This is a genomic window from Paenibacillus sp. J31R109 (assembly GCF_059692055.1).
Genome location: NZ_JCAUAR010000006.1, coordinates 375,899 through 398,175, shown reverse-complemented (window position 1 = coordinate 398,175; position 22,277 = coordinate 375,899). Strand labels below are relative to the sequence as shown.

Sequence of the window (22,277 nt, the reverse complement as noted above, 5' to 3'; positions counted from 1 at the left end):
TTTACAAAGAACTTCATCCCCAGCGGGGATAGATCTGGAGGAGCCGGATGCGATGACCCGCATGTCCGGAACTGTGAGAGGCCCATGCAATAGCGCATGGGCCTACTCGATTGTATTTTGTTCCCATTAAGCATCTCGAAATGAGCAGAGAACTGCAAAAATACATCCTTTTTAAGGAGAATAGACTGTATATCGAGGAATTGCTGCGAAAATACATCCTTTTTTACCGATACGCCATAAAAAGGAGAAATGCGGTGGAAAAAGATGCAAAATCGCATCTTTACTGATAAACCGCGACTTCTCTAGTGGAAAAAGATGCATTTTCGCATCTTTTTTATAGATGCTAACTTTCCGCGTACGGAGCAGCCGTGTTTCTCTTTGGTGTTGTCACCACGGCGGTGGGGGAAGAGGGGACTGGTAAGTAAGCGATGCCTCAGCAGGTTGTTATACGAACCGCGGCCCCCGCATGGTCAGCAGTAATTCGCACGCCGAATGCATGTGTAGCAACGGTGCCATTCTCCACCACTGGTGTCGAGGAGGCGCTTCTAAGCACGATGCTCCATGCATGGTCGTTAACGTCACCAGATGCCTCAACTAGAAGGACATTTCCACTGCGCGTAACCGTAAGTATAGACTCAGCCTTCGTCGTCGGATGATACACGCGGGAAGTTGCTATTTGTCCGTCTTCCAACTCAAAGAGGTGGAACTCGCTGTGAGCTGTGTAATCGTAGTCGGGTTTCTCCTCCACGGTTCCAACTGCCAATAGCGTGTTAGGTCTTACCCATAAAGGGATGCTCAGATAATCATGATGCTCCTTGAACCAACGATTTCCTTCGACACGCTTGCCGGTTAAGAAATGAGTCCATGTGCCAGCCGGCAGATAGTAGCTGACGATACCTGATTCATCGAAGATCGGAGCAACGAGGAGTGAGTCGCCAATCATATATTGTCGATCAAGATAATCGCAGGTTGGATCATTGGCGAATTCTAGTACCATGGCACGCATCAATGGCAAGCCAAGCTTGGAGGCATCTACAGCCGTTTGGAAAATATAAGGCATCAGTGTACTCTTAAGCTTTGTAAAGAATCGCAATACATCTACAGCTTCGTCATCGTACATCCACGGAACTCGATACGAGCGGCTGCCATGCAGACGGCTGTGGCTGGATAGCAGTCCAAATGCGGCCCAACGCTTGTATAGGTCTGCGCTTGAAGTGCTTTCAAAGCCTCCGATATCATGGCTCCAGAATCCGAAGCCAGAGAGTCCAAGAGACAATCCGCCTCGCAAACTTTCGGCCATTGATTCGTAGGTGGCTGTACAGTCTCCTCCCCAATGTACGGGGAACTGCTGGCCGCCAGCCGTTGCGGATCGAGCGAACAAAGCGGCTTCTCCCTTGCCAAGCTTTTCTTCCAAAACATGGAAGACGACTTCGTTGTAAAGCTGCGTGTAGTAGTTATGCATTTTAACAGGATCGGATCCATCGTGATAAACGACATCGGTCGGAATACGTTCGCCAAAGTCAGTTTTGAAGGAGTCAACCCCCATATCTACCAGCCTCCGCAGCTTTTCGGCATACCATTCGCACGCAGCAGGATTCGTAAAATCCACGATACCCATCCCTGGTTGCCACATATCCCATTGCCACACATCTCCGTTAGGTCGCTTCAGGAGATAACCTGCTTCCATGCCCTCACTAAACATAGGAGAACGCTGTGCGATATACGGGTTAATCCATACGCAAATTTTCAAACCCTTGTTTTTGAGGCGCTGCAGCATCTTCTCAGGTTCGGGAAAAATACGTGTATCCCACTCAAAATCACACCAATGGAATTCGCGCATCCAGAAGCAATCAAAGTGGAAGACATGAAGTGGCAATTCCCGCTCAGCCATCCCATCAATGAAGCTAGTAACCGTTGACTCGTCGTAATTCGTCGTGAAGGAAGTAGTTAACCAGAGTCCGAATGTCCAGGCAGGCGGCAAGGCTGGCTTTCCCGTTAACGTCGTGTAATTGCCAAGGACTTCTTTCAAATTAGCCCCACCAATGAGGAAATAGTCCAAGGACTCGCCTTCCACACTGAATTGCACCTTCGAAACTTTCTCAGAAGCAACCTCAAAGGAAACGTTCTCAGGATGATTAACGAAAACACCATACCCTTTATTCGTTATATAAAATGGAATATTTTTATAGGACTGCTCAGAGTTGGTCCCGCCATCACGGTTCCAAATATCAACGCTCTGACCGTTTTTGACAAATGAGGTAAACCGCTCGCCAAGACCGTAAACGTACTCACCAACTCCAAGATCAAGTTGATCGCGGACATAGGTGGTTGCATTTTCAGAGATCACGTAGCCAATGTTCTTGAAGCCGCTGGAAGTGAGCTTGCGCCCATTATAATCGAATTGTAGATGCCAAGGCTGGTCTCTACGAATGCTTGCGCGCAAGCTGCCGCTGGTCAAGCTGGCTTCCTGCTTATTGGCTTCGATGTGGACGGCGAGCTCAGGGTCGGTGTTAATTGCGAAATACGGTCCTACTTGTTTTTTACCTTTATGATGAAAAATCTGAACACGAATGACATCCTTTATCGGAGAGGACAATTTAACTTCAATTAATGGGGTATCTAACTCGCCTGAACGATTGGTGATTGGCTTCGGTGGTCCAAATAGGGTAAGAGAATGATCGGTTGTGTAGGTATCATGTACTTCAACAGGACTAATAATCTGGTACTCTTTGCGAGTCATCCATTGACCATCACTAAATTTCACTAGTGCCATCTCCTTGTAATCGAAATATATAACGATATTGATACAATGAAATCTTCTTTAGCAAAATCATACTGGGAGTATGATATATTTGTCTTGCATAATGTTGATATCGTGATATAACAATTTTGATCAAAGGAGTCATGCGGCAATGAATCTAGAATCTTTGCATGAGGATCGAAATCATGGCGATCTCATGTTTCCGCTGAGTGTGTACCGTGTGGAAAAAGTAAATGATGTTTTCTTCAACTATCATTGGCATGAAGAAATTGAATTCATCTATATGACACAAGGAAGTGCATCCTTTCATATCGGCTCCATCAACCTAGAGCTGCTCCAGGGGGAAGGGGTGCTCATTCCAAGCGGGCAGCTGCATGCCTGTTATCCTTCGAATGAAGAACCTGCCTATTTTCATGCGATTGTCTGCGATCCTCAACTGCTCAGCAGCAGCGCTTATGATGTGATCCAAAGAAAATACATGCAGCCTTGGCTTGAACAACGATTGATCCTGCCAGGCATTTTCCGATCAAAGGTGAACTGGGAACAAGACGTCCTTACGCTGCTCACGGACATTATCGAGCAATATGAAGAGACGCCGTATGGGTATGAGCTCAAAATAAAAGCGGATTTGCTTGCTATATTTGCCGTATTGCTGCCACTTGGTGAACGGTCGTCGGATTTGCCGCGCAGCTCCATGCAAGCTAGCAAAATTGAGCGTATCAAGCCGGTGCTCCAGCATATGCATGAGCATTACCGAGAACGTCTTCTCATTCCAGAGCTTGCTTCTATCATTTCAATGAGTGAAGGTCATTTTTGCCGGTTTTTCAAAGCCATCGTCAAAAAGACACCTATCGAATATCTCAACTTGTATCGAGTCGAGAAGGCAATGAAGTGTCTAGAAAATCCGAAGATCCTCATTATTGATGTCGCAAGCGAGGTCGGTTTTGAAAGTCCAAGTTATTTTATCAAAACGTTCAAAGCCCTAAAAAAGATGACACCGACGGCGTACCGTCAATTGATTACAGCCCCAGATGCATCATTTTCCGACATTCCAGAGGAGTTTGCGAAGTAACTTGCTTGAATACACGTCCAAAGTGGGCAACACTATCGAACCCGGACTGTTCGGCAATGTGAATAACTTTTAACTTCGTTTCCCTTAGCAGCCGCTGCGCTTCTCGTATGCGAATATTGTTTAAGTATTCAACGAAGGAGAATCCAGTTGTTTCCTTGAATGACCGGCAGAAATAGCTGGGGCTAATATGGAATTTTTTTGAAATCGTCGCTAGACTAAGGCGCTCTTGAAAATGCTCGTTAATATGGGAGACAATCTCGAATATTTTAGGATTATGAGCCTGTGGATGCTCTTCCGTTGGACCCTGCTGATCAATGAGCCGCGCGCAGAAGACGAGCAATTGTGTGAGCAGTGCTTTACTATTCAGTTCCCAACCTTTCTGTGCTTGCTGCTGCTCGCGCATTAGGCTAAATAGCAGGTTCTCAACAAGTGTTCGATTGGCGCCTGACAGCGAAAAGATAATATGTTTTTGCCGAAAAGGAGCGAGTGCCGTCTCCTGATAATCAGGATCCTTGGCAGGCACCCAATTGTCATTAAAGCTCAGTAAGATACGTTCATGCGGAAGCGAGTTGGCGTCGATCGTTTTGTGTAATTTATTTTTATCGATAAATACGAGATCACCCTCTTGCATCAAATAAGAGCGATCCTGAATGAAATAGTAACGCTTACCGCTAAGTAAATAATAAATTTCATAATGATCATGAAAATGATTCAATGGCATCGAGTAGGATTGCTCTCTGCGCAGTCTTTCAATCTCGTAAAAAATCAACGTGGACACCTCTCTGAATCGGAATCTGCTTTCTATTTTACCACATCCCTTTGAATAGCAATATATGCAAGGAAATGATGTGATTAAGTAATATTTGATTAGAAACACAACAAATATTGTATTAATCTTGCAGTATGACATGTAAGGGTACTTAAATGAGAGGGGCATGATTACGAATGACTAAAACACGTTATGCGATTGTAGGTACTGGAGGAAGAGCTGAATTCTTCTATGGCTCCATGGTAAAGGATTTTCGAGATACATCAGAGCTTGTAGCTATTTGTGATATTAACCAAACACGGATGAATTTCACGAACGGTTTACTAGCTAATAAATATGAATATCATGCTGTTCCTACGTACAAGGCGGACCAATTCGAAGAAATGATTCGTCAAGAAAAACCAGATACGATCATCGTTACAACGGTAGACCGTACACATCATACGTACATTATTAGAGCGATGGAGCTTGGCTGTGATGTTATTTCAGAAAAGCCAATGACCGTTGATGAAGAGAAATGCCAAGAAATTCTGGATGCGATTAAACGGACAGGCAAACAACTTCGTGTAACTTTTAACTACCGGTACGCTCCGCACAATACGAAAATTCGTGAGCTCATTATGGACGGAACAATTGGTGATGTGCACTCTGTGCATTTTGAATGGTTGTTAAATACCCAACATGGTGCAGATTACTTCCGCAGATGGCATCGCGATAAGCGCAATGGCGGCGGCTTGCTTGTGCATAAGTCAACGCATCACTTTGATCTAGTGAACTTCTGGTTAGGGACACAGCCGGAGACGGTTTTCGCCATGGGCGATTTGATGTTCTACGGGAAAGCGAATGCTGAGAAGCGTGGAGAAACGAAGTTTTACCAACGTGCGACGGGGAACGCCTATGCGAAAGAAGATCCTTTTGCCCTGCATTTAGACAGCAATCCGAATCTGAAGGGCTTGTATTTGGATGCTGAGCATGAAGATGGTTATCAACGTGATCAAAGCGTGTTTGGCGACGGGATCTCCATTGAAGATACGATGGGTGTGATGGTGCGTTATAAAAATAAAGCAATCCTCACGTATTCCTTGAACGCGTATTTGCCTTGGGAAGGCTTCAGTGTGAATATCAATGGCAGCAAAGGCCGTATTGAAATGAAAGTTGTTGAGAAGTCTTACGTGAACGCTGGTGGAGAAAAAGCAGATGAGGGTGCATTGGAAGGTAAAACCATTACCGTATTCCCAATGTTCGCAGCACCTTATCAAGTAGAGATTGAAGAAGGAGTCGGCGGTCACGGCGGCGGAGATCCTGTATTGTTGAAAGATATCTTCGATAAGCCATCGGATGACCGTTTCAAACGTGCGGCTTCACATGTAGATGGGGCAATGTCCATTCTAACCGGGATTGCTGGCAATATTTCACTTCGAACCGGGCAACCAGTTGCTGTAGATAAGCTCGTTAAATTTTAAGATTTGACGGAGGAATGAACGATGTGGAATCCAGATGCTAGCATGGAGAATCTCTATCGTTCCTTCGCATTGAAGCGTGAGCAGCAGCGTGCTGAATGGGCGGAACTGACGAAGGACCAAATGAAAAAGCGTTTAACGAGGTCGTTATCAGTACCAATGGAAGGGCAGGACGAGCTTCGTCCTGTTCTTCTTGAACGTGTGGAGCTCGAGGATCACGTTCGTGAACGGGTCGAATTTGGTACGTTATGGGGTTTCCGAGTACCTTGTTATGTGTTGCTGCCGAAGGGAGCGGTGGGGAGATTGCCCGCCGTACTCGCCTTGCATGGGCATGGCTTTGGCAGCAGACAGATCGTTGGTTTGCGAGCTGATGGCACTGCGCATACAGGTGCAGCGGATGTTCATGGTAATTATGCGTTGGAAATGGTGAGACGTGGCTTCATCGTTGTCGTTCCGGAAATCATTGGGTTCGGTGACCGGCGATTGGAAGCGGATCAACGTGACGGGCAAGTCGGCAATTCGTCTTGTCAGACGCTTGCCTCCCATCTTATCCTTTATGGCTTTTCGTTGGCTGGACTGCGTGTGCAAGAAGCAATTCGGGCGCTTGATTATATGGTGTCACGTGAAGACGTAGATGCAAGTCGAATCGGCTGCTTCGGGTTCTCAGGGGGCGGGCTGCTCGCTGCCTATACGGCCGCTTTGGATGAACGCATTCGAGCTACAGTTCTATGTGCGTTCACCAATACATTCAAAGGTAGCATTATGGCGGTACGACATTGTATTGATAACTATCTACCTGGTGCGCTTGACTACGCGGAGCTTCCTGAATTGATAGGTTTGCTTGCTCCGCGTCCCTTGTTCATTGCTTCGGGTAGACAGGATCCTATATTTCCTATTGAAACAGTGGAAACGGCCGTCTCGTATTTGGAACAAGTGTATGCGGAAGTTAATGCTAGCGAACATTTCGGTGTTCATCTCTATGAGGGTGTTCATCAAGTTAATGGGAGTCAGGCGTATCCGTGGTTGGTTGAGGTATTAAAACGTTGAATGAACAGGCTGTCCCATCACAGTGGGGACAGCCTGTTGTGCGTTGGTAATATATACGAACGCTATTATTGGCCAATCCATACAGGCACTCGGTTGCGGCCCCAGTCACATACCTCCCATAAATCAGCCACTGGCTGCCGTGTGTAAGGCAGCGTGTGCATATAGCCTGGGGGACCGAATTCTGGTGTAAATGTAAATTGCTCGACTCCCGCTGCCTGCCTCGCTTCGTGGATTCGCTTCCACCAGCCTTCGTGCACACGTACTTCTTGGGCGAATTCGGGCGCACGGGGGTCTGACACCTGTGGACCGTGGATATAACCTACACGACCATGGATATGCAGTGCTCGCTCAATGGCGAGTGATAAATCAGCCTCACTTGCCTGCAGGAACGACTCCGTGACGCATACCCAATGGCTGAAATCCGCACATATTTTCAATTCCGGATACGACTTCAGTAGCTTTGCGGTCGTCCATGGTGTGTACATGCAGCGGCTGCGATGTGTCTCGTGGGCGACGGCTATACCGACATCCATTTCGTTCTTTAACGCGCTTTCAAATAAGCGTAACTGTTCATCGAGTTCCATGCGATCCCGTCCTGTATGACAGTTAACGAATAAGGGGTCGTATTCGGCTGCTTGTCGCAACCGATCGCCAAAAGAAGTGGCATGCTCTGCAGCTTGATCCCCGCCGGTAGTTGCCATTTGGGCAATATAGCTCAAACCGTATTCATCGAGCAGCAATCGGAATGCCCCTGGCGACATCGTATCCGGAACAGGTGCCTCGACGGCATCATATCCACCTTCGCCGATTCGGCGTATCTTTTCTTCTGTGGTGCCTTCCATACCCCAAAATGCTTTTGCTATGATCGTCTTCAAGCCTATGCCTCCTTATTGAACTACACGGGTACTTAATAGCGGTCGTATTTCAAATCCATTGTGGCAAACCCGCAAAATTCAGGAAAGCTTTTTAGGACTCCATTGATTTCTGACTGGGAGTATCCCATTTTTTGCAAATGCAGCTGTTTGGCCTTCTCGGCAACGGACTGCGCAGTAACGAAGTCATCGATATGTTCGAACAGCTTCGCTCCCCAACGCTTGCCGAACTGAACATGCATCCGCTCGTCAGCGATATCATACTCAGATTGCAGCGAAGACAAATTGTCACCGTGATCCTTAAAGGATTCCACCGACTTGCGTTTTTTGATAAACGAGCATGGCTCCATCACCATCGTTAAGCTTGAATAAAACTCAGGAAATGTTCGCTCCAAATTGTCTGGCGTCAGTGCGGTTGAAGGATGCCAAGAGAAATCTTCGGTACGATAGCCCAACTGCTTTAACCTGCGCACGCCCATTTGGCTGTGACGCGCTTCGTCCCACGTATGCCGAGCAATATCGTGATAGAAGTCCATCGGCATTTTTTGCACGCCATAATACAAGTACGTAAGACTTTCGGTCGCCGACATTTCGCTGGCATTGATAAATATCATATGTTTTACGCTATCATAGGTTGGCGAGTTTGGGTCAAACATGGCGCTTTTATATTTGGTCAGATCGACGTGCGGATATTTGGGGTCGACAGCCGGATTTGCCGGCACAGGACCCGCAGGGGGATGTTGCAGCCGTTCCGCCCAATCCGTCGCTGGACTTGCTCCCTTTGTGAACATTTCGTCCCACATTCGATCGACATACTGCCGCCAACTGTCAAAGCGCACACGGCTCACTGAATCGTCTACGTAAGCGAAGCGGACATGCGGATCTGCCCAATCGATGAGTCGCTTTCGATCCAACTCGATGACCCGCAACGCGTCTAGCGTCGGCTCCTCTAGAATAGGATCAAGCGCGTCAGCGAGCCAAGTATAACGGTTATAAAGCTTACTCACAAAGCTCCGGTAAGCTAATGCGAATTCGGCAAAAGCAGGTGCCAGCGACACGGCCAAAAACACTTCTGCGACTCTCTCCGGCGTCCAAGAACGGTCGCTCAGCGCAGCGCCTGGTAGCTCGTCAATCCGCTGTCGAAGCTTTTTCATGTGTTCAGTGTGTAGATAGCCCATGCGGACCAGTTCGCCTTTCCACTCCCAATTAGGGGCAGCTGTTACCCACCCCATCGCCAAACGGGATAACTCGAACTCAATCCAATAGCAATCCTTCAGCATAAGCGCGGTATCAACTGGACGAATAAACGCCCCTGTTCGATTTTCTGTGTTATCCAGAAAGCCCACGTCATTAACGTCGACCATAATTATTTTGTTCGCATCCATTGTCATCATGCACCTCTATTAATGTGATTACATCAACAGTAACAGACAAATCATGAACACGCTTGCACACCACTATCTGTTAGTTGGATTATCCTCTACAATTCTTAGAAGGGCACAGATTCTATGGTCAAGTCCGCATACTTCTTCGATAAAAGCTCGGCGACACGCCTGTCATTTCCTTAAAGCATCGGCTAAAATAGGCCATCTCGCCAAATCCAAGGGTCAATGAAATATGCGTGATGGGCTCTTCGCTCTCACTCAATAGAAGCTTTGCGCGATTGATCCGCTCCAACATTTGGTATTGATGCGGCGTCAGCCCTGTATGTTGCTTGAAAAGCTTGTGCAAATAAGACTTGGACAAATGAAAAGTCTCTGCTAGTTCATCCATCGATAACGGCTCGTTATGACGGGCTGTTATGTAATCCGCGACCTCCGTCATCAATTGACGATAAGAAGGTGGGAGTGTCAATCGTTTGGCGAGATCCAAGCTGGCTTGCCTGCCAAGTATCGCAAACAACTCCAACAATCTTGCCTTTACGATCAATTGAAAGTGAGGACGACGTAGATCAAGCTCCTTCTCGATCGTACGCAGGAGGTATTGGACCGCCTCCATTTCTTCCTTGGACTCCATGTGAAGCTGCACCGCGACAATCTGCTCCGTTGGAAACCAATTGTCCACTAATCCGGATACAACAGACTCTTGTACCGACAGTTCCCGGAGATAGGACTCATCGACAGATAGTACGATCCGTGAGTACTCCACTGTCTGGGTTGAGCGGATATAGTGATAAGCATCCGGACGGATGATGGTCAGTTTGCCAGGAACAAACTCAAGTTGTTGTCCATCAACTACGCATATTCCGACGGACGAACAAGGGAAGTGAAACTCGTAGCCGTCATGAGCATGGATAAATGCCATCATTGCCGCATCACGCTTGGTTTTGCAATAAACGGGATAATCACTAAGCGAACGGTTAAATTCTTGATCTATGACATGGGGCAATTGCTTGTCCATAGGCACACGCCTCTCCAGTGCCCAAACAAATGCACTTTCTTTTAATGTACAAAAAATAAGTGAGACTGTACACCATGTTATCACGCTTGCTGTTATAAATAGAAAAACTACTGAACAGTGTTCAGTAGTTTTTCTTGTCATTTTTTTACCTTTTGACGGACGATGCTCTCAATAATTAATTTGTGTCCAACGACGACACCGAGACGAATGACACCTGTTGTTCTTCCAGAAATGATGTGGCGATGTCCATCTGCAATGTTTGTTGAAATTTGGAAACGATGAAAATGGTTTGGCCCTACACCGATGTTGAGCCCTGTGCGTCCAGAATAGGAATGACGGTGCCCGTCAGCAGTTGTCGTAATCCCTTGGAAGGTATGGCGGTGTCTACCGTCTTCTGGAATTACGATATCACTCAAATTCCCGAAAGAATGCCGGTGATTTTCTACACGTGAAGTTAAGCCCTCCATGCGATGTCTAAATTGTACAGGACCACCGGATCCTTGTGTGATTTTTGCCATTATTCTATCATCCTTTCAACAAGAGATGATATTAAAATATGCAAATCATTGTGGACTTGCCCCGGTTAAATGGCTTATCCCTACATTATTTGTGTTCCGTACCATTAAGTCGTGGTGAGTCATATTTTCGAATTTCTTCACGCCAAGAGAGGAAGCCGCTTTCCATGGCTCTGATCAGCATTTCTGCTGTACCTAGATTAGTAGCGAGTGGGATTTGTTGAACATCACAAAGGCGAAGGAGTGCAGTAATATCGGGTTCGTGTCCTAACGCTGAGATGGGATCGCGAAAAAAGATAAGCAAATCAATATCATCCATCGCAATCATAGCCCCGATTTGCTGATCTCCACCGAATGGACCTGAGCGCAATCGAATGACATCGAGCTTGGCGCTCTCACTAATTCTTCTGCCTGTAGTGCCCGTTGCATAAAGCTTGTGTTTTTGAAAAATATGCTTATAAGCAATGACAAAGTCCACGAGTAAGTTTTTGTAAACATCATGAGCAACAAGTGCAATATTCATTTTATTCTCGCTCCTTATGTTAAATTATATGACATTTAATTAGGTGTTGAATACAGATTAACTTAATTTTCCGTGAAATTCAATCATTATTTTGAAAAATTCAGTCAATTATTCTTGATTTTAATGTGGGAAATAATAATTATGTCACATTAACTAACGTAAATGTTACTCGGAGGGCAGAATCTTTCTTAATAGTTCTTTCTATGCTAACCTTTTAGGATAATCAACAAGGGGTGAGTTCCTTGAAACGAGTACTTATTACAGGATATAAAGCAAATGAGCTGGGCATATTTTCGCTAAAGCATCCTGGCATTGCCATAATCAAAAAAGCAATTCAAAAACGACTCATTGCTTTGTTGGATGATGGGCTTGAGTGGGTCGTCGTCTCTGGCCAATGGGGCGTAGAGCTCTGGGCAGCAGAAGCTGTGCTTGAACTGAGAGAGAGTACGCATCCCGAGCTTAAGCTAGCTGTCATTACACCATTTCTAGAGCAGGAGGAGAAGTGGAGCGATGATAAAAAAGGCTGCTATGCGAATGTCATGCAGCGTGCAAATTACGTGAACAGTGTAACGAAGATCAAATATGAGGGACCTTGGCAATTCAAAGAACGAGACAAGTTTCTATTACGCAATTCAGACGGTATTTTGCTTGTCTATGATGAAGAGACAGAAGGTTCACCGAAATTTATGAAGCTGCAGGCAGCTCAAATCGCGGCCAACCATACGTATCCGATTATGACGATCAACGCTTTTGATTTGCAAAATGTAGCCGAGGATGAACAGGGGGATTATCCTGGCGACATGCAGGATGACCTGCCAGGTGACTCGGGCAGTACCGGAAGCGGGGGAGATAAGTGGCATTATGATGATGACATCTAGGCTGTCTGACTTCCGAAAAGAAGGACCTCTAAGCATACCTTCGTGCATAATAGTTACTTCACAAACATCGAACCAACGCCCCATACACCATAGGTACTCAACTAAGATCAAGCACTAGCTGAGACGGATATTTGGTGCTGGTACGCTACAGAGCCTGCAACTTTCGACGTCTCAGAATGAACTTGTTGCTGATGCGCTACTGAGCCTGCAATAATCGACGTCTCAGCGCGAACTTGTTGCTGATGCGCTACTGAGACTACAATAATCGACGTCTCAGGTTGCGCCTTTCGTATTTTAAACTAGTTTGCTTAGCTGAGCCTGCAACTTTAAACGTCTCAGAGCGAACTTGTTGCTGATGCGCTACTGAGCCTGCAATAATCGCCGTCTCAGCGCCGCGTTTCGTCGTTAAGACTAGTTTGTTTAGCTGAGACAGCTACTTTCGACGTCTCACAGCGAACTTGGTGCCGTTGCGCAACCGAGCCTGCAATTATCAAGATTTTGCCCAGAGTTACCTCCAGTTTTTCCAGTTATTTCTCTGCTAGAGCATCCAAGTGGAATTCCAAAGAAAACCCACACATTCACAGATTAGCACAGCAACGATTGTCCTTTCCGCCCTACATCATTGAAATTTCCTCCTCCTAATCAAGTTGATTCCTTCATTTTCATAACACAACAACAGAAATATCTGTGTTTCTATCCTTTGGAAACAAACGTAAAAATAATTATTCAAAAATAAACAAAGATATGTTATGATGAAACCATCAAAAACAAACACATACACATGGGATGTAAAACTTAGGAGGGTACTTAAATGGTTGCGAATTTATGGGAAGCTTCAAAGGCGAATGCAGTATCGAAAGGTGTAGAGGAAATTGTCTATCGTTCTAATTTATTAGGTACAGATCGTGCTGTTTGTAACTGGGGCGGCGGCAACACTTCTTACAAAACAATCGAGAAAGATTTTCGTGGTCGCGATGTTGAAGTCATGTGGGTAAAAGGTTCCGGTTCGGACCTTGGAACAATGAAAGCAAAGAATTTCACAGGTCTTCGTATGGAAGATATTCGTCCATTGATCGAGCGTGACGAAATGTCGGACGAAGAAATGGTTGCTTACCTTGCGAACTGTATGATCGACAGCAAGCACCCGCGTGCTTCCATTGAGACACTTTTGCATGCCTTCTTACCATTCAAAAACGTGGACCATACACATCCAGATGCGATTATCTCGCTATGTTGTGCACACAATGGACGTGAGCTTGCGAAAGAAATTTACGGCGACCGTTTCGTGTGGGTACCTTATGTGCGTCCTGGTTTTACACTTTCCAAAATGATCGCTGATGGCGTTCGCAACAATCCAAAGGCTGAGCTTGTCCTTATGGAGAAACATGGTCTAGTTACTTGGGGCGAAACGTCCGAAGAAAGCTACCTCAAAACAATTGACATTATTAATGAAGCAGCAAGCTTCATCGAAGCTCGCGTGAATGAAGCGAACCTATATGGCGGTTCCAAATACGAATCCCTTAGCGTGGAAGCTCGCAACGAATTACTGGCTCAAGTTCTTCCAGTCGTTCGCGGTGCGGTAAGCAACGAGAAGCGAATGATCCTCACCATTGATAGTGCAGACGATGTACTTCAATTCGTAAATAGCCGTGATGCAGCGACGCTATCCCAAGTAGGTGCAGCTTGCCCGGATCACTTGGTTCATACGAAAATGAAGCCACTCTATATCGATTGGAATCCGACAACTGGCGACGCAGAAAGCTTGACAGAAGCTTTGAAAGCCGGAATTGAAGCTTACAAAGAAGAGTACAAAGCCTATTTTGACCGTAACAAAAATGAAGGCGACGTTATCAATGAAGCAGCTCCGCGTGTTATCCTTATTCCAGGAATCGGGATGATCAACACAGGCAAAAGTTGGGCAATGGCTCAAATCAGCGGCGCGCTTTACCACCGTGCAATTTCCGTTATGAGAGGCGCTACGGCACTTGGAACGTTCGTATCCCTAAGCGAAAATGAATCATTCAATGTCGAGTACTGGCCTCTTGAACTTTATAAATTAACACTTGCTCCAGCAGAAGCTGAATTCTCCCGTCAAGTGGCTTTCATCACAGGCGGTGCAGGCGGAATCGGAAGCGTAACGGCTCGTCAATTCTTGAAAGATGGCGCACACGTAGTGCTTGCTGACTTGAACCTTGAAGGTGCTCAGAAACTTGCAGCAGAACTCAACGAACAATATGGCGACAACAGAGCGATTGCTGTTCGCATGGACGTTACGAAAGAAGAAGAAGTAGAAGCTGCATTCCGTGAATCCATTCTTAGCTACGGCGGTATTGATATCATCGTGAACAATGCGGGTCTTGCGACTTCCAGTCCTTTTGACGAAACATCGCTTAAAGAGTGGAACTTGAACATGAACGTGCTTAGCACAGGGTATTTCCTAGTGGCTAGAGAAGCATTTAAAATTATGAAAACACAAAAAGTCGGCGGCAGCATGGTATTCGTTGGCTCCAAAAACTCCGTATTTGCTGGTAAAAATGCTTCCGCATATTCAACAGCTAAAGCAGCTGAGATTCACTTGGCTCGTTGTATCGCGGCAGAAGGCGGCGAATTCGGAATTCGCGTGAACTCCGTATTGCCAGATGCGATCCTTCAAGGATCAGCGATTTGGAACTCCAACTGGCGCAATGAGCGTGCCGCTGCTTACGGAATCGAACCGGATCAACTAGAAGAGCACTACCGCAAAAGAACGACGCTGCTTGTAAACATTTTCCCGAAAGATGTAGCAGAAGCTATCGTGTACTTCGCATCATCCAAAGCAGCTAAAACAACAGGTTGCATGATTACTGTTGATGGTGGCGTACCTGCTGCCTTCACACGCTAATTCAACTAATAGGAGGCAACAAACCGATGAGCGACAAAGCCTACGCATTATTCGAAGAGCAACAAGCCCTGAGAGGCATTGATATAGCAGCAGTCAAAGCGAAGCTGAAAGCGATAAAAGTTGAGACGCCATCATGGGGCTACGGGGATTCAGGAACACGCTTCAAAGTTTATCAACAAACAGGCGTACCGCGTAATCCCTTTGAGAAATTCGAAGATGCTGCGCAAGTGCACAAACTGACGGGTATTTGCCCGTCGGTTGCGATCCACATCCCATGGGATAAAGTGGACGACTACGCGAAGCTGAAGCAGCATGCATCTGATCTAGGCGTTTCCATTGGTGCGGTGAATCCGAACCTTTTCCAAGAAGATGATTACATCTTCGGAAGTGTGACGAACTCGAATGAAGCAATTCGCCGCAAAGCGACGGACCACTTGCTAGAGTGCGTTGATATCGCCAAAACAGTAGGTTCCGACGTGTTGAGTTTGTGGTTTGCTGACGGTTCCAACTACCCAGGACAAGTGGACATTCGCGCTCGTAAAACATGGATGTATGAGTCACTGAAAGAAATGTACAACGCGATGTCACCTAGCATGCGTATGTTAATTGAATACAAGTTCTATGAGCCTGCGTTCTATCACACGGACCTAGCTGATTGGGGTATGGCGTTCAATCTGGCAAACAAATTGGGTCCACAAGCTGAAGTCCTTGTAGATACAGGGCATCACCCGCAAGGGACGAATATCGAGCACATCGTAACTTACTTGTTAGATGAAAATAAATTAGGCGGTTTCCACTTCAACTCCCGTAAATATGGGGATGACGATCTTATTGTGGGATCTGTAAATCCGTATGAATTATTCTTGATTTTCTACCAAATCATTGATGCTGCTAACGACAAGAACCCGCAAATTCGTCAAGCTGCTGATAATATTGCGTACATGATCGACCAAAGTCATAACATTGAGCGTAAAATCCCTGCGATGCTGCGTTCCGTACTTAACGTACAAACGCAATATGCGAAAGCGCTTCTGATTAACCTTGAAGAAGTTCGTGCTGCACAAGAGAACCAAGATGTTCTTGGTGCTGAGGATGCGGTTCGTAAAGCATTCGAATTCGATGTAACGCCTTTGCTACAGGCTGTTCGTGAAGAAATCGGCGTGCCGGTTGACCCAATGAAGGCTTACTTAGCAAGCGGCTATGACGAAAAAATCAATGCGCGTGGCAAAGGCGGTGCAAGCTGGTGAGTACACCATCGACAGTTCTAGCCTTTGATTTGGGAGCAAGCAGCGGCAGAGCGATCGTCGGACGCCTTGATTCTGAAACGGGCCGGATCACGATCGAGGAAATTCACCGCTTCTCCAATGATCCCGTGCAGGTGGGCAACCATCTGCATTGGGACATTTTGCGGTTGCTTCATGAGCTGAAGCAGGGCATTTTACAAACGAAGCATTTAGGCTACTCCCAGATCGAAAGCTTAGCGATTGATTCGTGGGCGGTTGATTTTGGACTACTTGCTGCTAACGGCGAGCTATTGGGGAATCCTTACCACTATCGGGATCACCAAACAGATGGCATCATGGAAAAGGTGATAAGCGAAATAGGTCGCGAAAAACTGTATGCGCTAACAGGGCTACAGTTTTTACAATTCAACTCGATATTCCAGCTGTATGCAATCCAAAAAAACAATCCAGATTTGTTAAGCCGAGCGGAAACTTTCCTGATGATTCCAGACCTGTTGCGTTACTTCCTGACAGGTGAGAAACATAGTGAATTCACCAATGCAACGACGACGCAGCTCTTGAATGCGACCAGCTTGACGTGGGAAACATCCCTTCTTAGTCAGCTTGGCCTTCCAGAACAGATTTTCTTGCCTCCAGTCGCTTCAGGGACACGAGTGGGATCACTGAGCACAGCTGTTTGTGAGGAACTGGATGTTCCTTCCATTCCTGTCATCGCCGTTGGCGAGCATGATACAGCGTCAGCCGTTGTTGCCGTTCCAGCGCTTGATGAGGACTTCGCTTTCTTAAGCTGCGGGACGTGGTCATTGCTAGGGACTGAAACGGCGAAGCCTGTGCTCACGGAACAAGCCTTAGCGTGGAATTTCACGAATGAAGGCGGCGTGTACGGAACGAATCGCTTATTGAAGAACATCATGGGACTTTGGCTCATTCAAGAATGTAAGCGGACGTGGGAAAAAGAAGGCAAAACAGCCAGCTTCGCTGAGCTTGTGAAGCAAGCGGAAGCCGTACAACCTTTCCAATTCTTCATCGATCCGGATGATGATATGTTCCTTAACCCTGCTCATATGCCCAAGCAAATTCAGAAGTATTGTCGTGACACCGGGCAGACTGTGCCACAGACCGATGGTGAAATCGTGCGCTGCATCCTGGAAAGCTTAGCGCTGAAGTATCGCTTTATCTTAGAGCGAACAGAGCAGCTTTCAGGCAAGACATATCGCGGCCTTCATATCGTTGGCGGCGGCATTCAGAATGAGCTGCTTTGTCAGTTCACGGCGAGTGCGATACAGCGTGAAGTGTGGGCGGGACCGGTAGAGGGTAGTGCCTTAGGAAACCTTGTAGTACAATGGATAGCACTAGGGTATATCGCGAATTTACGCGAAGCCAGGAAGCTGATTCGGAATTCGTTCCCAGTCAAGACGTATCATCCAGAGGATGGCGCGAGTTGGCAGGCGGCGTATACAGCGTTTTGTGATGTGGCCTCCCGATCGACGGTGAAATGAGGGGTAACGATGCTGGTAGCAGAAAGATGGCAGAGAATCGTTCAATTAGTTAATGAAAGAGGAAGCATTCGTGTAACTGAGCTGAGTGAACTGTGCCAAGTAACGGAAGAAACCATTCGACGTGACTTGGATCGCTTAGAAGCCGAAGGCAAGCTCATGCGCAGCCATGGCGGTGCGGTGAGTGTGAAGGAGGCGCAGACCGAAGTTCCTTTCATGGAGCGGGAGACGGCTCACGCGGATTTTAAGAATAGCATTGCAAAGGAAGCTATCTCACATATTCAAGAAGGAGACCGCATCATTCTGGATGCGAGTACGACTGCTTGGTATATGGCGAAAATGATTCCCGACATGGCGATTACCATCATCACCAATTCGATGAAGGTTGCTCTTGAAGTAAGCGGCAAAGAGAAAATTCAAGTCATCTCCACCGGCGGCTTGCTTTCTCCAAAATCATTATCCTACGTGGGACCATTATCGGAGCGATCCTTGGATATGTACCATGCGCACAAACTGTTCCTTTCCTGCAAAGGGGTCCATGTGCAGCGCGGTATCAGCGAATCGAATGAGCTGCAAGCGTTGATTAAGCGCAAAATGATTAGCATCGCAGATGAAACCTATCTGCTAGCTGACCATAGTAAATTCGGTACGCAAGCTTTAACACAAGTGGCAGGATGGTCGGAGATTCAGCATGTCCTTACAGATCGACTCACGAGCAAGGAAGCGCTAGATCGGATTCGAGACAAAGGCGTGCAAGTCCGCCAATTGGATTAGTAACGTATGCGCCAACAGCCGTCCCATGTATCGTGGGGCGGCTGTTGGTAAGTTTGGCACATGAAGCCGTAATGGATTTAGTTGCATTCCTACTCCTTCCTGACTAGTATATCCTTTAATGACTAGTTGTAATGGGAAGGAGTTAAGGGGATGCGAATAGGCGTAATAGCAGATACACATTTATCTTACCGTGCCACGAAGCTGCCCAATGCTCTGATTGCAGGCTTAGAGGGAGTAGATCTCATCATTCATGCAGGTGATTGGGTCAGTGAGCATGTCATCGATCTTGTCGAGCAGATTGCACCTTGTGAATCGGTAGCTGGTAACAATGACGGTGATGACATTGTGGAGAGGTTCGGGAAGAAGAGACTACTAACCTTCGGTAATTTTCGCATTGGACTTATTCATGGAGATGGTTTCCGGAAAACGACAGAAGAAAGAGCGCGTGAGGCGTTCGAGGCTGATCGGCCGGAGATGATTATTTTCGGACACTCGCACATCCCATTTCTACAAAAGGTGCAAGGGACAATCATGTTCAACCCAGGTTCGCCTACGGATAAAAGAAGGCAGCCCCGCTATTCGTATGGCATTCTTCAATTAGGTGAGCAGTGGAAGGCGGAGCATTTCTTCTTTGATTCCAAAGAGTAGTCGACTGTTACATTAGCGTTTCCCGGTAATAAACAAAAGCCCGAGAGGCTCATATGAGCTTATCGGGCTTTCACTGTTTTTAACGGACGTACCACTCACCAGACACCCAATCCGTCGATTTCCACTTCAGCACATCTGGATTTGCTAGGTGCATAATTTCCTTCAGGAAATCGAGCTGCTCCAGATCGTTCATGGGCTCGAAGTTTTTCGTAATCGCTAGGTTCTGCTCTAGTTGTTCCATAGACTCCATACCTACGATGGCTGTAGAAATCGGCAAAGACAATGTGTAGCGCAAAGCCTTTTCATACCAAGGTGCCAATTTTCCCAGCGCCATGACCTTCATGCCGATGACCGCAATTCCCTTCTCATTGGCTTTTGGCAGAAACTCATGAGCGAAGCTATAGACAAGGTGATCAGCGGCTGAGAGCGCGACAAGTGCGCTGTCGAACGGATAGCGGTCAATCGCTTCCAACTGAACTTGTGGATTCGTATGACCACTGATCGAGATATGCTTGATCATGCCTTGTTCCTTCGCTTGGATCAAGGCTTCAAGTGCGCCTCCCTTGGCAAAGCATTGCTCCAGCTCTTCCATTTTCATAATGTTATGTAGACGCCACTCCTCGACGTGATCCGTCTGTAGACGTTTCAAGCTGTCTTCAAGAAGTCGCAAAGAACCGTCCCGTGTTCGATCATTGGTCTTGGTTGCAATCCATACTTCGTCCCTGCGCTTATGCAGGGCTAGTGCTTTACCTAACCGTTCTTCGGATTGCCCTTTCGAATAGCTAGGTGCTGTGTCGTAGTAGGTAATTCCTTCATCGATTGCACGATTCACGATTTGAATCGCTTCTTCCTCGGTACAGTTATGTTCATCTACAATACGTTGGGCGCCAAAGCTTAATAAGGGGACATGGACTCCCGTCCGGCCAAAAGGTCTTTTTTCCAATCCAATCATTCCTCCTACAGTGGGGTGCTGAAGTTGTACGGATTTATCGTTCCCAAAATGAATACCAAGACATACCAATTTTACTACACTTGTGTAGATTTACATAAGAGAGCGAAACAAGCAGGAATTCAAGGGATCCTCATCTAACTTAAATAAGACAGAATGTTCGTCAGGATTCGACCCAAATTGATCGAATTTATGAACGAATGGGTCTTTAGACCTATCTTTATACGAAAAAGGATTGTGGTAATGCGCAATAAAACTTATTATGAAGGTATACCGTCATTTTTTGTCGAAATTTTGGTAATTCAGGTTGAAATACATAGATGGAATGACATAAAATCAAATACTTAAAGAGGTGCATGAAGATGGAGAAATCATCAATTATTGGTATTGTGTTGGCTGCAATATCTATTGGCTTGGGTATGGTATTAAAAGGTGCAAGTCTTGCTGCTTTATTGAATCCTGCGGCTGCTTTAATCATTTTCGGAGGAACAGCTTCTGCGCTGTTCATAGCCTTCTCACTGGATGAAATCAAGAAAATCCCGGCATTATTAAAGATCATTTTTACAGAACAGAAATTAATGCCAAAAAAGGAACTGATCGAGACGTTCATTAACTGGGTGAGCATTACGCGTCGGGAGGGATTACTTTCTCTGGAGAAACAGGCCGAGGAGCTCTCTGATCCTTTTATGAAAAGTGGTATGCGACTGATTATCGATGGGAATGACCCTGACTTTGTGCGTGATGTACTTCTTGAAGATATTGCTGAGATGGAAATGAGACATAAAAAATTTGCGAGCATTTTTACACAAGCAGGTACTTATGCGCCTACATTAGGGGTACTTGGTGCCGTTGTTGGACTTATTGCTGCTCTTGGTAACTTGAGTGAAATTGAGAAATTAGGACACTTGATCTCGGCGGCGTTCGTTGCTACCATGTTCGGTATTTTCTTAGGTTATGTTGTGTTTCACCCCTTTGCAAACAAGCTGAAGCAGAAGTCCAAGAAAGAGGTAGAAATCAAACTTATGGTGGTTGAGGGTTTGCTTTCTATTCAATCTGGCGTTTCCGCCAATTCAGTGAAGCAAAAAATGATGATTTTCGTTCCAAATAAAGACCGCGAGAGTTATGAAGAAGGCACGAGGGAGGGGTCATCTGGACAGTGAGTAAAAAAAAGAAGCACGATGATCATGAGGAACATATCGATGAAACCTGGCTCATTCCCTATGCGGACTTATTAACTTTATTACTTGCCCTTTTTATTATCCTTTTTGCTTCAACACAGGTGGATCAGAAGAAATATGACGCGATCATGCGTTCTTTAAATAGTGCTTTTAACGGGGGGGAAGCGCCCTTCGCGATGTCAAACTTAATTCCTATAGATAATCCTGCAAATTCTCCGAAAAATGATAATAAGAGCCAGAATCCACCTGCAAATGAAGAGAGTAAAACCGAAAGCCAACTAGCTGCTAAACTCCAGAAAGAAGAGAAGGATCTCAAAGAATTAAAAGAAAGTATGGATGCTTTTATTAAAGAAAACAAGATGAGTGAGCAGCTAACGACGAAGCTGGATAATGAGAAGCTCACGATTACGATTAGTGATAAGGCTTTGTTCGATTCCGGTTCTGCCACGATTAAGCAAGAGTCTCAAAAGCTGGCGACGTCCATGTCGAATCTGTTGGGAGAATACCCTGGCTATCAGGTAGAGGTGGCTGGACACACGGATAATATTCCTATTCACCGGGCAGATTTTGAAACGAATTGGGATTTAAGTGCCAAGCGTGCCGTGAACTTTATGAAAATATTACTCGTTAACACGAAGATTCAACCTGCGTCTTATTCCTCAGTAGGTTATGGAGAGTACCGTCCAATTGCTGACAACGCGACAACCGATGGCCGGGCTAAGAATCGTCGAGTGGAAGTAAGCATTCTGCGTAACATCAAAGCAACCGATGAAATAGCCAAATAAAGCGATCCTGCGTACATATTGAGTA

General features: G+C 46.1%; 19 protein-coding genes. 11 read left to right on the top strand and 8 right to left on the bottom strand.

Annotation, left to right across the window (positions count from 1 at the left end):
- Positions 1–433 precede the first annotated feature (433 nt).
- Positions 434–2,764 (bottom strand): alpha-xylosidase, encoded by a 2,331-nt coding sequence (yicI, locus tag AC58QT_RS18670; protein ID WP_497410321.1) that lies wholly within the window; start codon positions 2,762–2,764, stop codon positions 434–436.
- A 148-nt stretch (positions 2,765–2,912) separates the two neighbouring features.
- Here yicI and AC58QT_RS18665 point away from each other — a divergent pair, with 148 nt between their 5' ends.
- Complete coding sequence (locus tag AC58QT_RS18665; RefSeq protein WP_497410320.1) at positions 2,913–3,833, top strand: AraC family transcriptional regulator; 921 nt, start codon at positions 2,913–2,915, stop codon at positions 3,831–3,833.
- Here AC58QT_RS18665 and AC58QT_RS18660 read toward each other — a convergent pair.
- The gene (locus AC58QT_RS18660; RefSeq protein ID WP_497410319.1) at positions 3,781–4,602 is read right to left on the bottom strand and encodes a helix-turn-helix domain-containing protein; all 822 of its coding nucleotides are present in this window, start codon (positions 4,600–4,602) and stop codon (positions 3,781–3,783) included. The two genes, AC58QT_RS18665 and AC58QT_RS18660, sit on opposite strands and share 53 nt — an antisense overlap.
- A 176-nt stretch (positions 4,603–4,778) precedes the next feature.
- Here AC58QT_RS18660 and AC58QT_RS18655 point away from each other — a divergent pair, with 176 nt between their 5' ends.
- Together AC58QT_RS18655 and AC58QT_RS18650 are read left to right on the top strand one after the other, a co-directional pair.
- Positions 4,779–6,065 (top strand): Gfo/Idh/MocA family oxidoreductase, encoded by a 1,287-nt coding sequence (locus AC58QT_RS18655; RefSeq protein ID WP_497410318.1) that lies wholly within the window; start codon positions 4,779–4,781, stop codon positions 6,063–6,065.
- A gap of 21 nt (positions 6,066–6,086) precedes the next feature.
- Positions 6,087–7,109 carry a dienelactone hydrolase family protein gene (locus AC58QT_RS18650; RefSeq protein ID WP_497410317.1) on the top strand — a complete coding sequence of 341 codons (1,023 nt, stop codon included), beginning with the start codon at positions 6,087–6,089 and terminating at the stop codon, positions 7,107–7,109.
- Positions 7,110–7,174: 65 nt separating this feature from the next.
- Here the strand turns inward: AC58QT_RS18650 and AC58QT_RS18645 are convergent, their stop codons facing one another.
- The 5 genes from AC58QT_RS18645 to AC58QT_RS18625 all read right to left on the bottom strand — a co-directional run bounded on the left by AC58QT_RS18645 (position 7,175) and on the right by AC58QT_RS18625 (position 11,419).
- Entirely contained in the window at positions 7,175–7,984 is an 810-nt protein-coding gene (locus AC58QT_RS18645; RefSeq protein ID WP_497410316.1) for a sugar phosphate isomerase/epimerase family protein, read from the bottom strand.
- Positions 7,985–8,016: 32 nt separating this feature from the next.
- Positions 8,017–9,366: a DUF455 family protein gene (locus AC58QT_RS18640; protein WP_497410315.1), complete on the bottom strand. Its 1,350-nt coding sequence runs from the start codon at positions 9,364–9,366 to the stop codon at positions 8,017–8,019.
- Positions 9,367–9,493: 127 nt separating this feature from the next.
- Positions 9,494–10,381 (bottom strand): AraC family transcriptional regulator, encoded by an 888-nt coding sequence (locus tag AC58QT_RS18635; protein ID WP_497410314.1) that lies wholly within the window; start codon positions 10,379–10,381, stop codon positions 9,494–9,496.
- Between the two features lie 137 nt (positions 10,382–10,518).
- Entirely contained in the window at positions 10,519–10,899 is a 381-nt protein-coding gene (locus tag AC58QT_RS18630) for a YmaF family protein (protein ID WP_497410313.1), read from the bottom strand.
- Between the two features lie 85 nt (positions 10,900–10,984).
- The gene (locus AC58QT_RS18625) at positions 10,985–11,419 is read right to left on the bottom strand and encodes a methylglyoxal synthase (protein WP_310500755.1); all 435 of its coding nucleotides are present in this window, start codon (positions 11,417–11,419) and stop codon (positions 10,985–10,987) included.
- Positions 11,420–11,661: 242 nt separating this feature from the next.
- Here AC58QT_RS18625 and AC58QT_RS18620 point away from each other — a divergent pair, with 242 nt between their 5' ends.
- From AC58QT_RS18620 to AC58QT_RS18595, 6 genes are all read left to right on the top strand, one after another.
- Positions 11,662–12,297, top strand: a complete 636-nt coding sequence (locus AC58QT_RS18620; RefSeq protein ID WP_497410312.1) for an SLOG family protein — start codon at positions 11,662–11,664, stop codon at positions 12,295–12,297.
- An 811-nt stretch (positions 12,298–13,108) separates the two neighbouring features.
- Entirely contained in the window at positions 13,109–15,178 is a 2,070-nt protein-coding gene (locus AC58QT_RS18615) for a bifunctional aldolase/short-chain dehydrogenase (protein WP_497410311.1), read from the top strand.
- Positions 15,179–15,204: 26 nt separating this feature from the next.
- The gene (gene rhaI, locus AC58QT_RS18610; protein WP_497410310.1) at positions 15,205–16,425 is read left to right on the top strand and encodes an L-rhamnose isomerase; all 1,221 of its coding nucleotides are present in this window, start codon (positions 15,205–15,207) and stop codon (positions 16,423–16,425) included.
- Positions 16,419–17,921, top strand: coding sequence for a rhamnulokinase (gene rhaB / locus AC58QT_RS18605; RefSeq protein WP_497410333.1), 1,503 nt, complete (start codon positions 16,419–16,421; stop codon positions 17,919–17,921). Before rhaI ends, rhaB begins: the two co-directional genes overlap by 7 nt.
- Before the next feature lie 9 nt (positions 17,922–17,930).
- The gene (locus tag AC58QT_RS18600) at positions 17,931–18,692 is read left to right on the top strand and encodes a DeoR/GlpR family DNA-binding transcription regulator (protein ID WP_310500768.1); all 762 of its coding nucleotides are present in this window, start codon (positions 17,931–17,933) and stop codon (positions 18,690–18,692) included.
- 150 nt (positions 18,693–18,842) lie between these two features.
- Positions 18,843–19,340 carry a metallophosphoesterase family protein gene (locus AC58QT_RS18595; RefSeq protein WP_497410309.1) on the top strand — a complete coding sequence of 166 codons (498 nt, stop codon included), beginning with the start codon at positions 18,843–18,845 and terminating at the stop codon, positions 19,338–19,340.
- A gap of 79 nt (positions 19,341–19,419) precedes the next feature.
- On the opposite strand, the gene AC58QT_RS18590 is transcribed toward AC58QT_RS18595, so the two are convergent.
- Positions 19,420–20,283 (bottom strand): aldo/keto reductase, encoded by an 864-nt coding sequence (locus AC58QT_RS18590; protein ID WP_497410308.1) that lies wholly within the window; start codon positions 20,281–20,283, stop codon positions 19,420–19,422.
- 368 nt (positions 20,284–20,651) lie between these two features.
- Here AC58QT_RS18590 and motA point away from each other — a divergent pair, with 368 nt between their 5' ends.
- Together motA and motB are read left to right on the top strand one after the other, a co-directional pair.
- Complete coding sequence (motA, locus tag AC58QT_RS18585; protein ID WP_497410332.1) at positions 20,652–21,449, top strand: flagellar motor stator protein MotA; 798 nt, start codon at positions 20,652–20,654, stop codon at positions 21,447–21,449.
- Positions 21,446–22,252, top strand: coding sequence for a flagellar motor protein MotB (gene motB / locus AC58QT_RS18580; RefSeq protein ID WP_310500772.1), 807 nt, complete (start codon positions 21,446–21,448; stop codon positions 22,250–22,252). The genes motA and motB overlap by 4 nt, the downstream gene beginning before the upstream one ends.
- Positions 22,253–22,277: the final 25 nt, after the last annotated feature.

What these genes read in the sequence shown, in the direction of transcription:
- AC58QT_RS18665 (WP_497410320.1), top strand. Translation starts at nt 2,913, where the DNA reads ATGAATCTAGAATCTTTGCATGAGGATCGAAATCATGGCGATCTCATG.
- AC58QT_RS18655 (WP_497410318.1), top strand. Translation starts at nt 4,779, where the DNA reads ATGACTAAAACACGTTATGCGATTGTAGGTACTGGAGGAAGAGCTGAA.
- AC58QT_RS18650 (WP_497410317.1), top strand. Translation starts at nt 6,087, where the DNA reads ATGTGGAATCCAGATGCTAGCATGGAGAATCTCTATCGTTCCTTCGCA.
- AC58QT_RS18640 (WP_497410315.1), bottom strand. Translation starts at nt 9,366, where the DNA reads ATGGATGCGAACAAAATAATTATGGTCGACGTTAATGACGTGGGCTTT.
- AC58QT_RS18635 (WP_497410314.1), bottom strand. Translation starts at nt 10,381, where the DNA reads ATGGACAAGCAATTGCCCCATGTCATAGATCAAGAATTTAACCGTTCG.
- AC58QT_RS18630 (WP_497410313.1), bottom strand. Translation starts at nt 10,899, where the DNA reads ATGGCAAAAATCACACAAGGATCCGGTGGTCCTGTACAATTTAGACAT.
- AC58QT_RS18625 (WP_310500755.1), bottom strand. Translation starts at nt 11,419, where the DNA reads ATGAATATTGCACTTGTTGCTCATGATGTTTACAAAAACTTACTCGTG.
- AC58QT_RS18615 (WP_497410311.1), top strand. Translation starts at nt 13,109, where the DNA reads ATGGTTGCGAATTTATGGGAAGCTTCAAAGGCGAATGCAGTATCGAAA.
- rhaI (WP_497410310.1), top strand. Translation starts at nt 15,205, where the DNA reads ATGAGCGACAAAGCCTACGCATTATTCGAAGAGCAACAAGCCCTGAGA.
- AC58QT_RS18600 (WP_310500768.1), top strand. Translation starts at nt 17,931, where the DNA reads ATGCTGGTAGCAGAAAGATGGCAGAGAATCGTTCAATTAGTTAATGAA.
- AC58QT_RS18595 (WP_497410309.1), top strand. Translation starts at nt 18,843, where the DNA reads ATGCGAATAGGCGTAATAGCAGATACACATTTATCTTACCGTGCCACG.
- motA (WP_497410332.1), top strand. Translation starts at nt 20,652, where the DNA reads ATGGAGAAATCATCAATTATTGGTATTGTGTTGGCTGCAATATCTATT.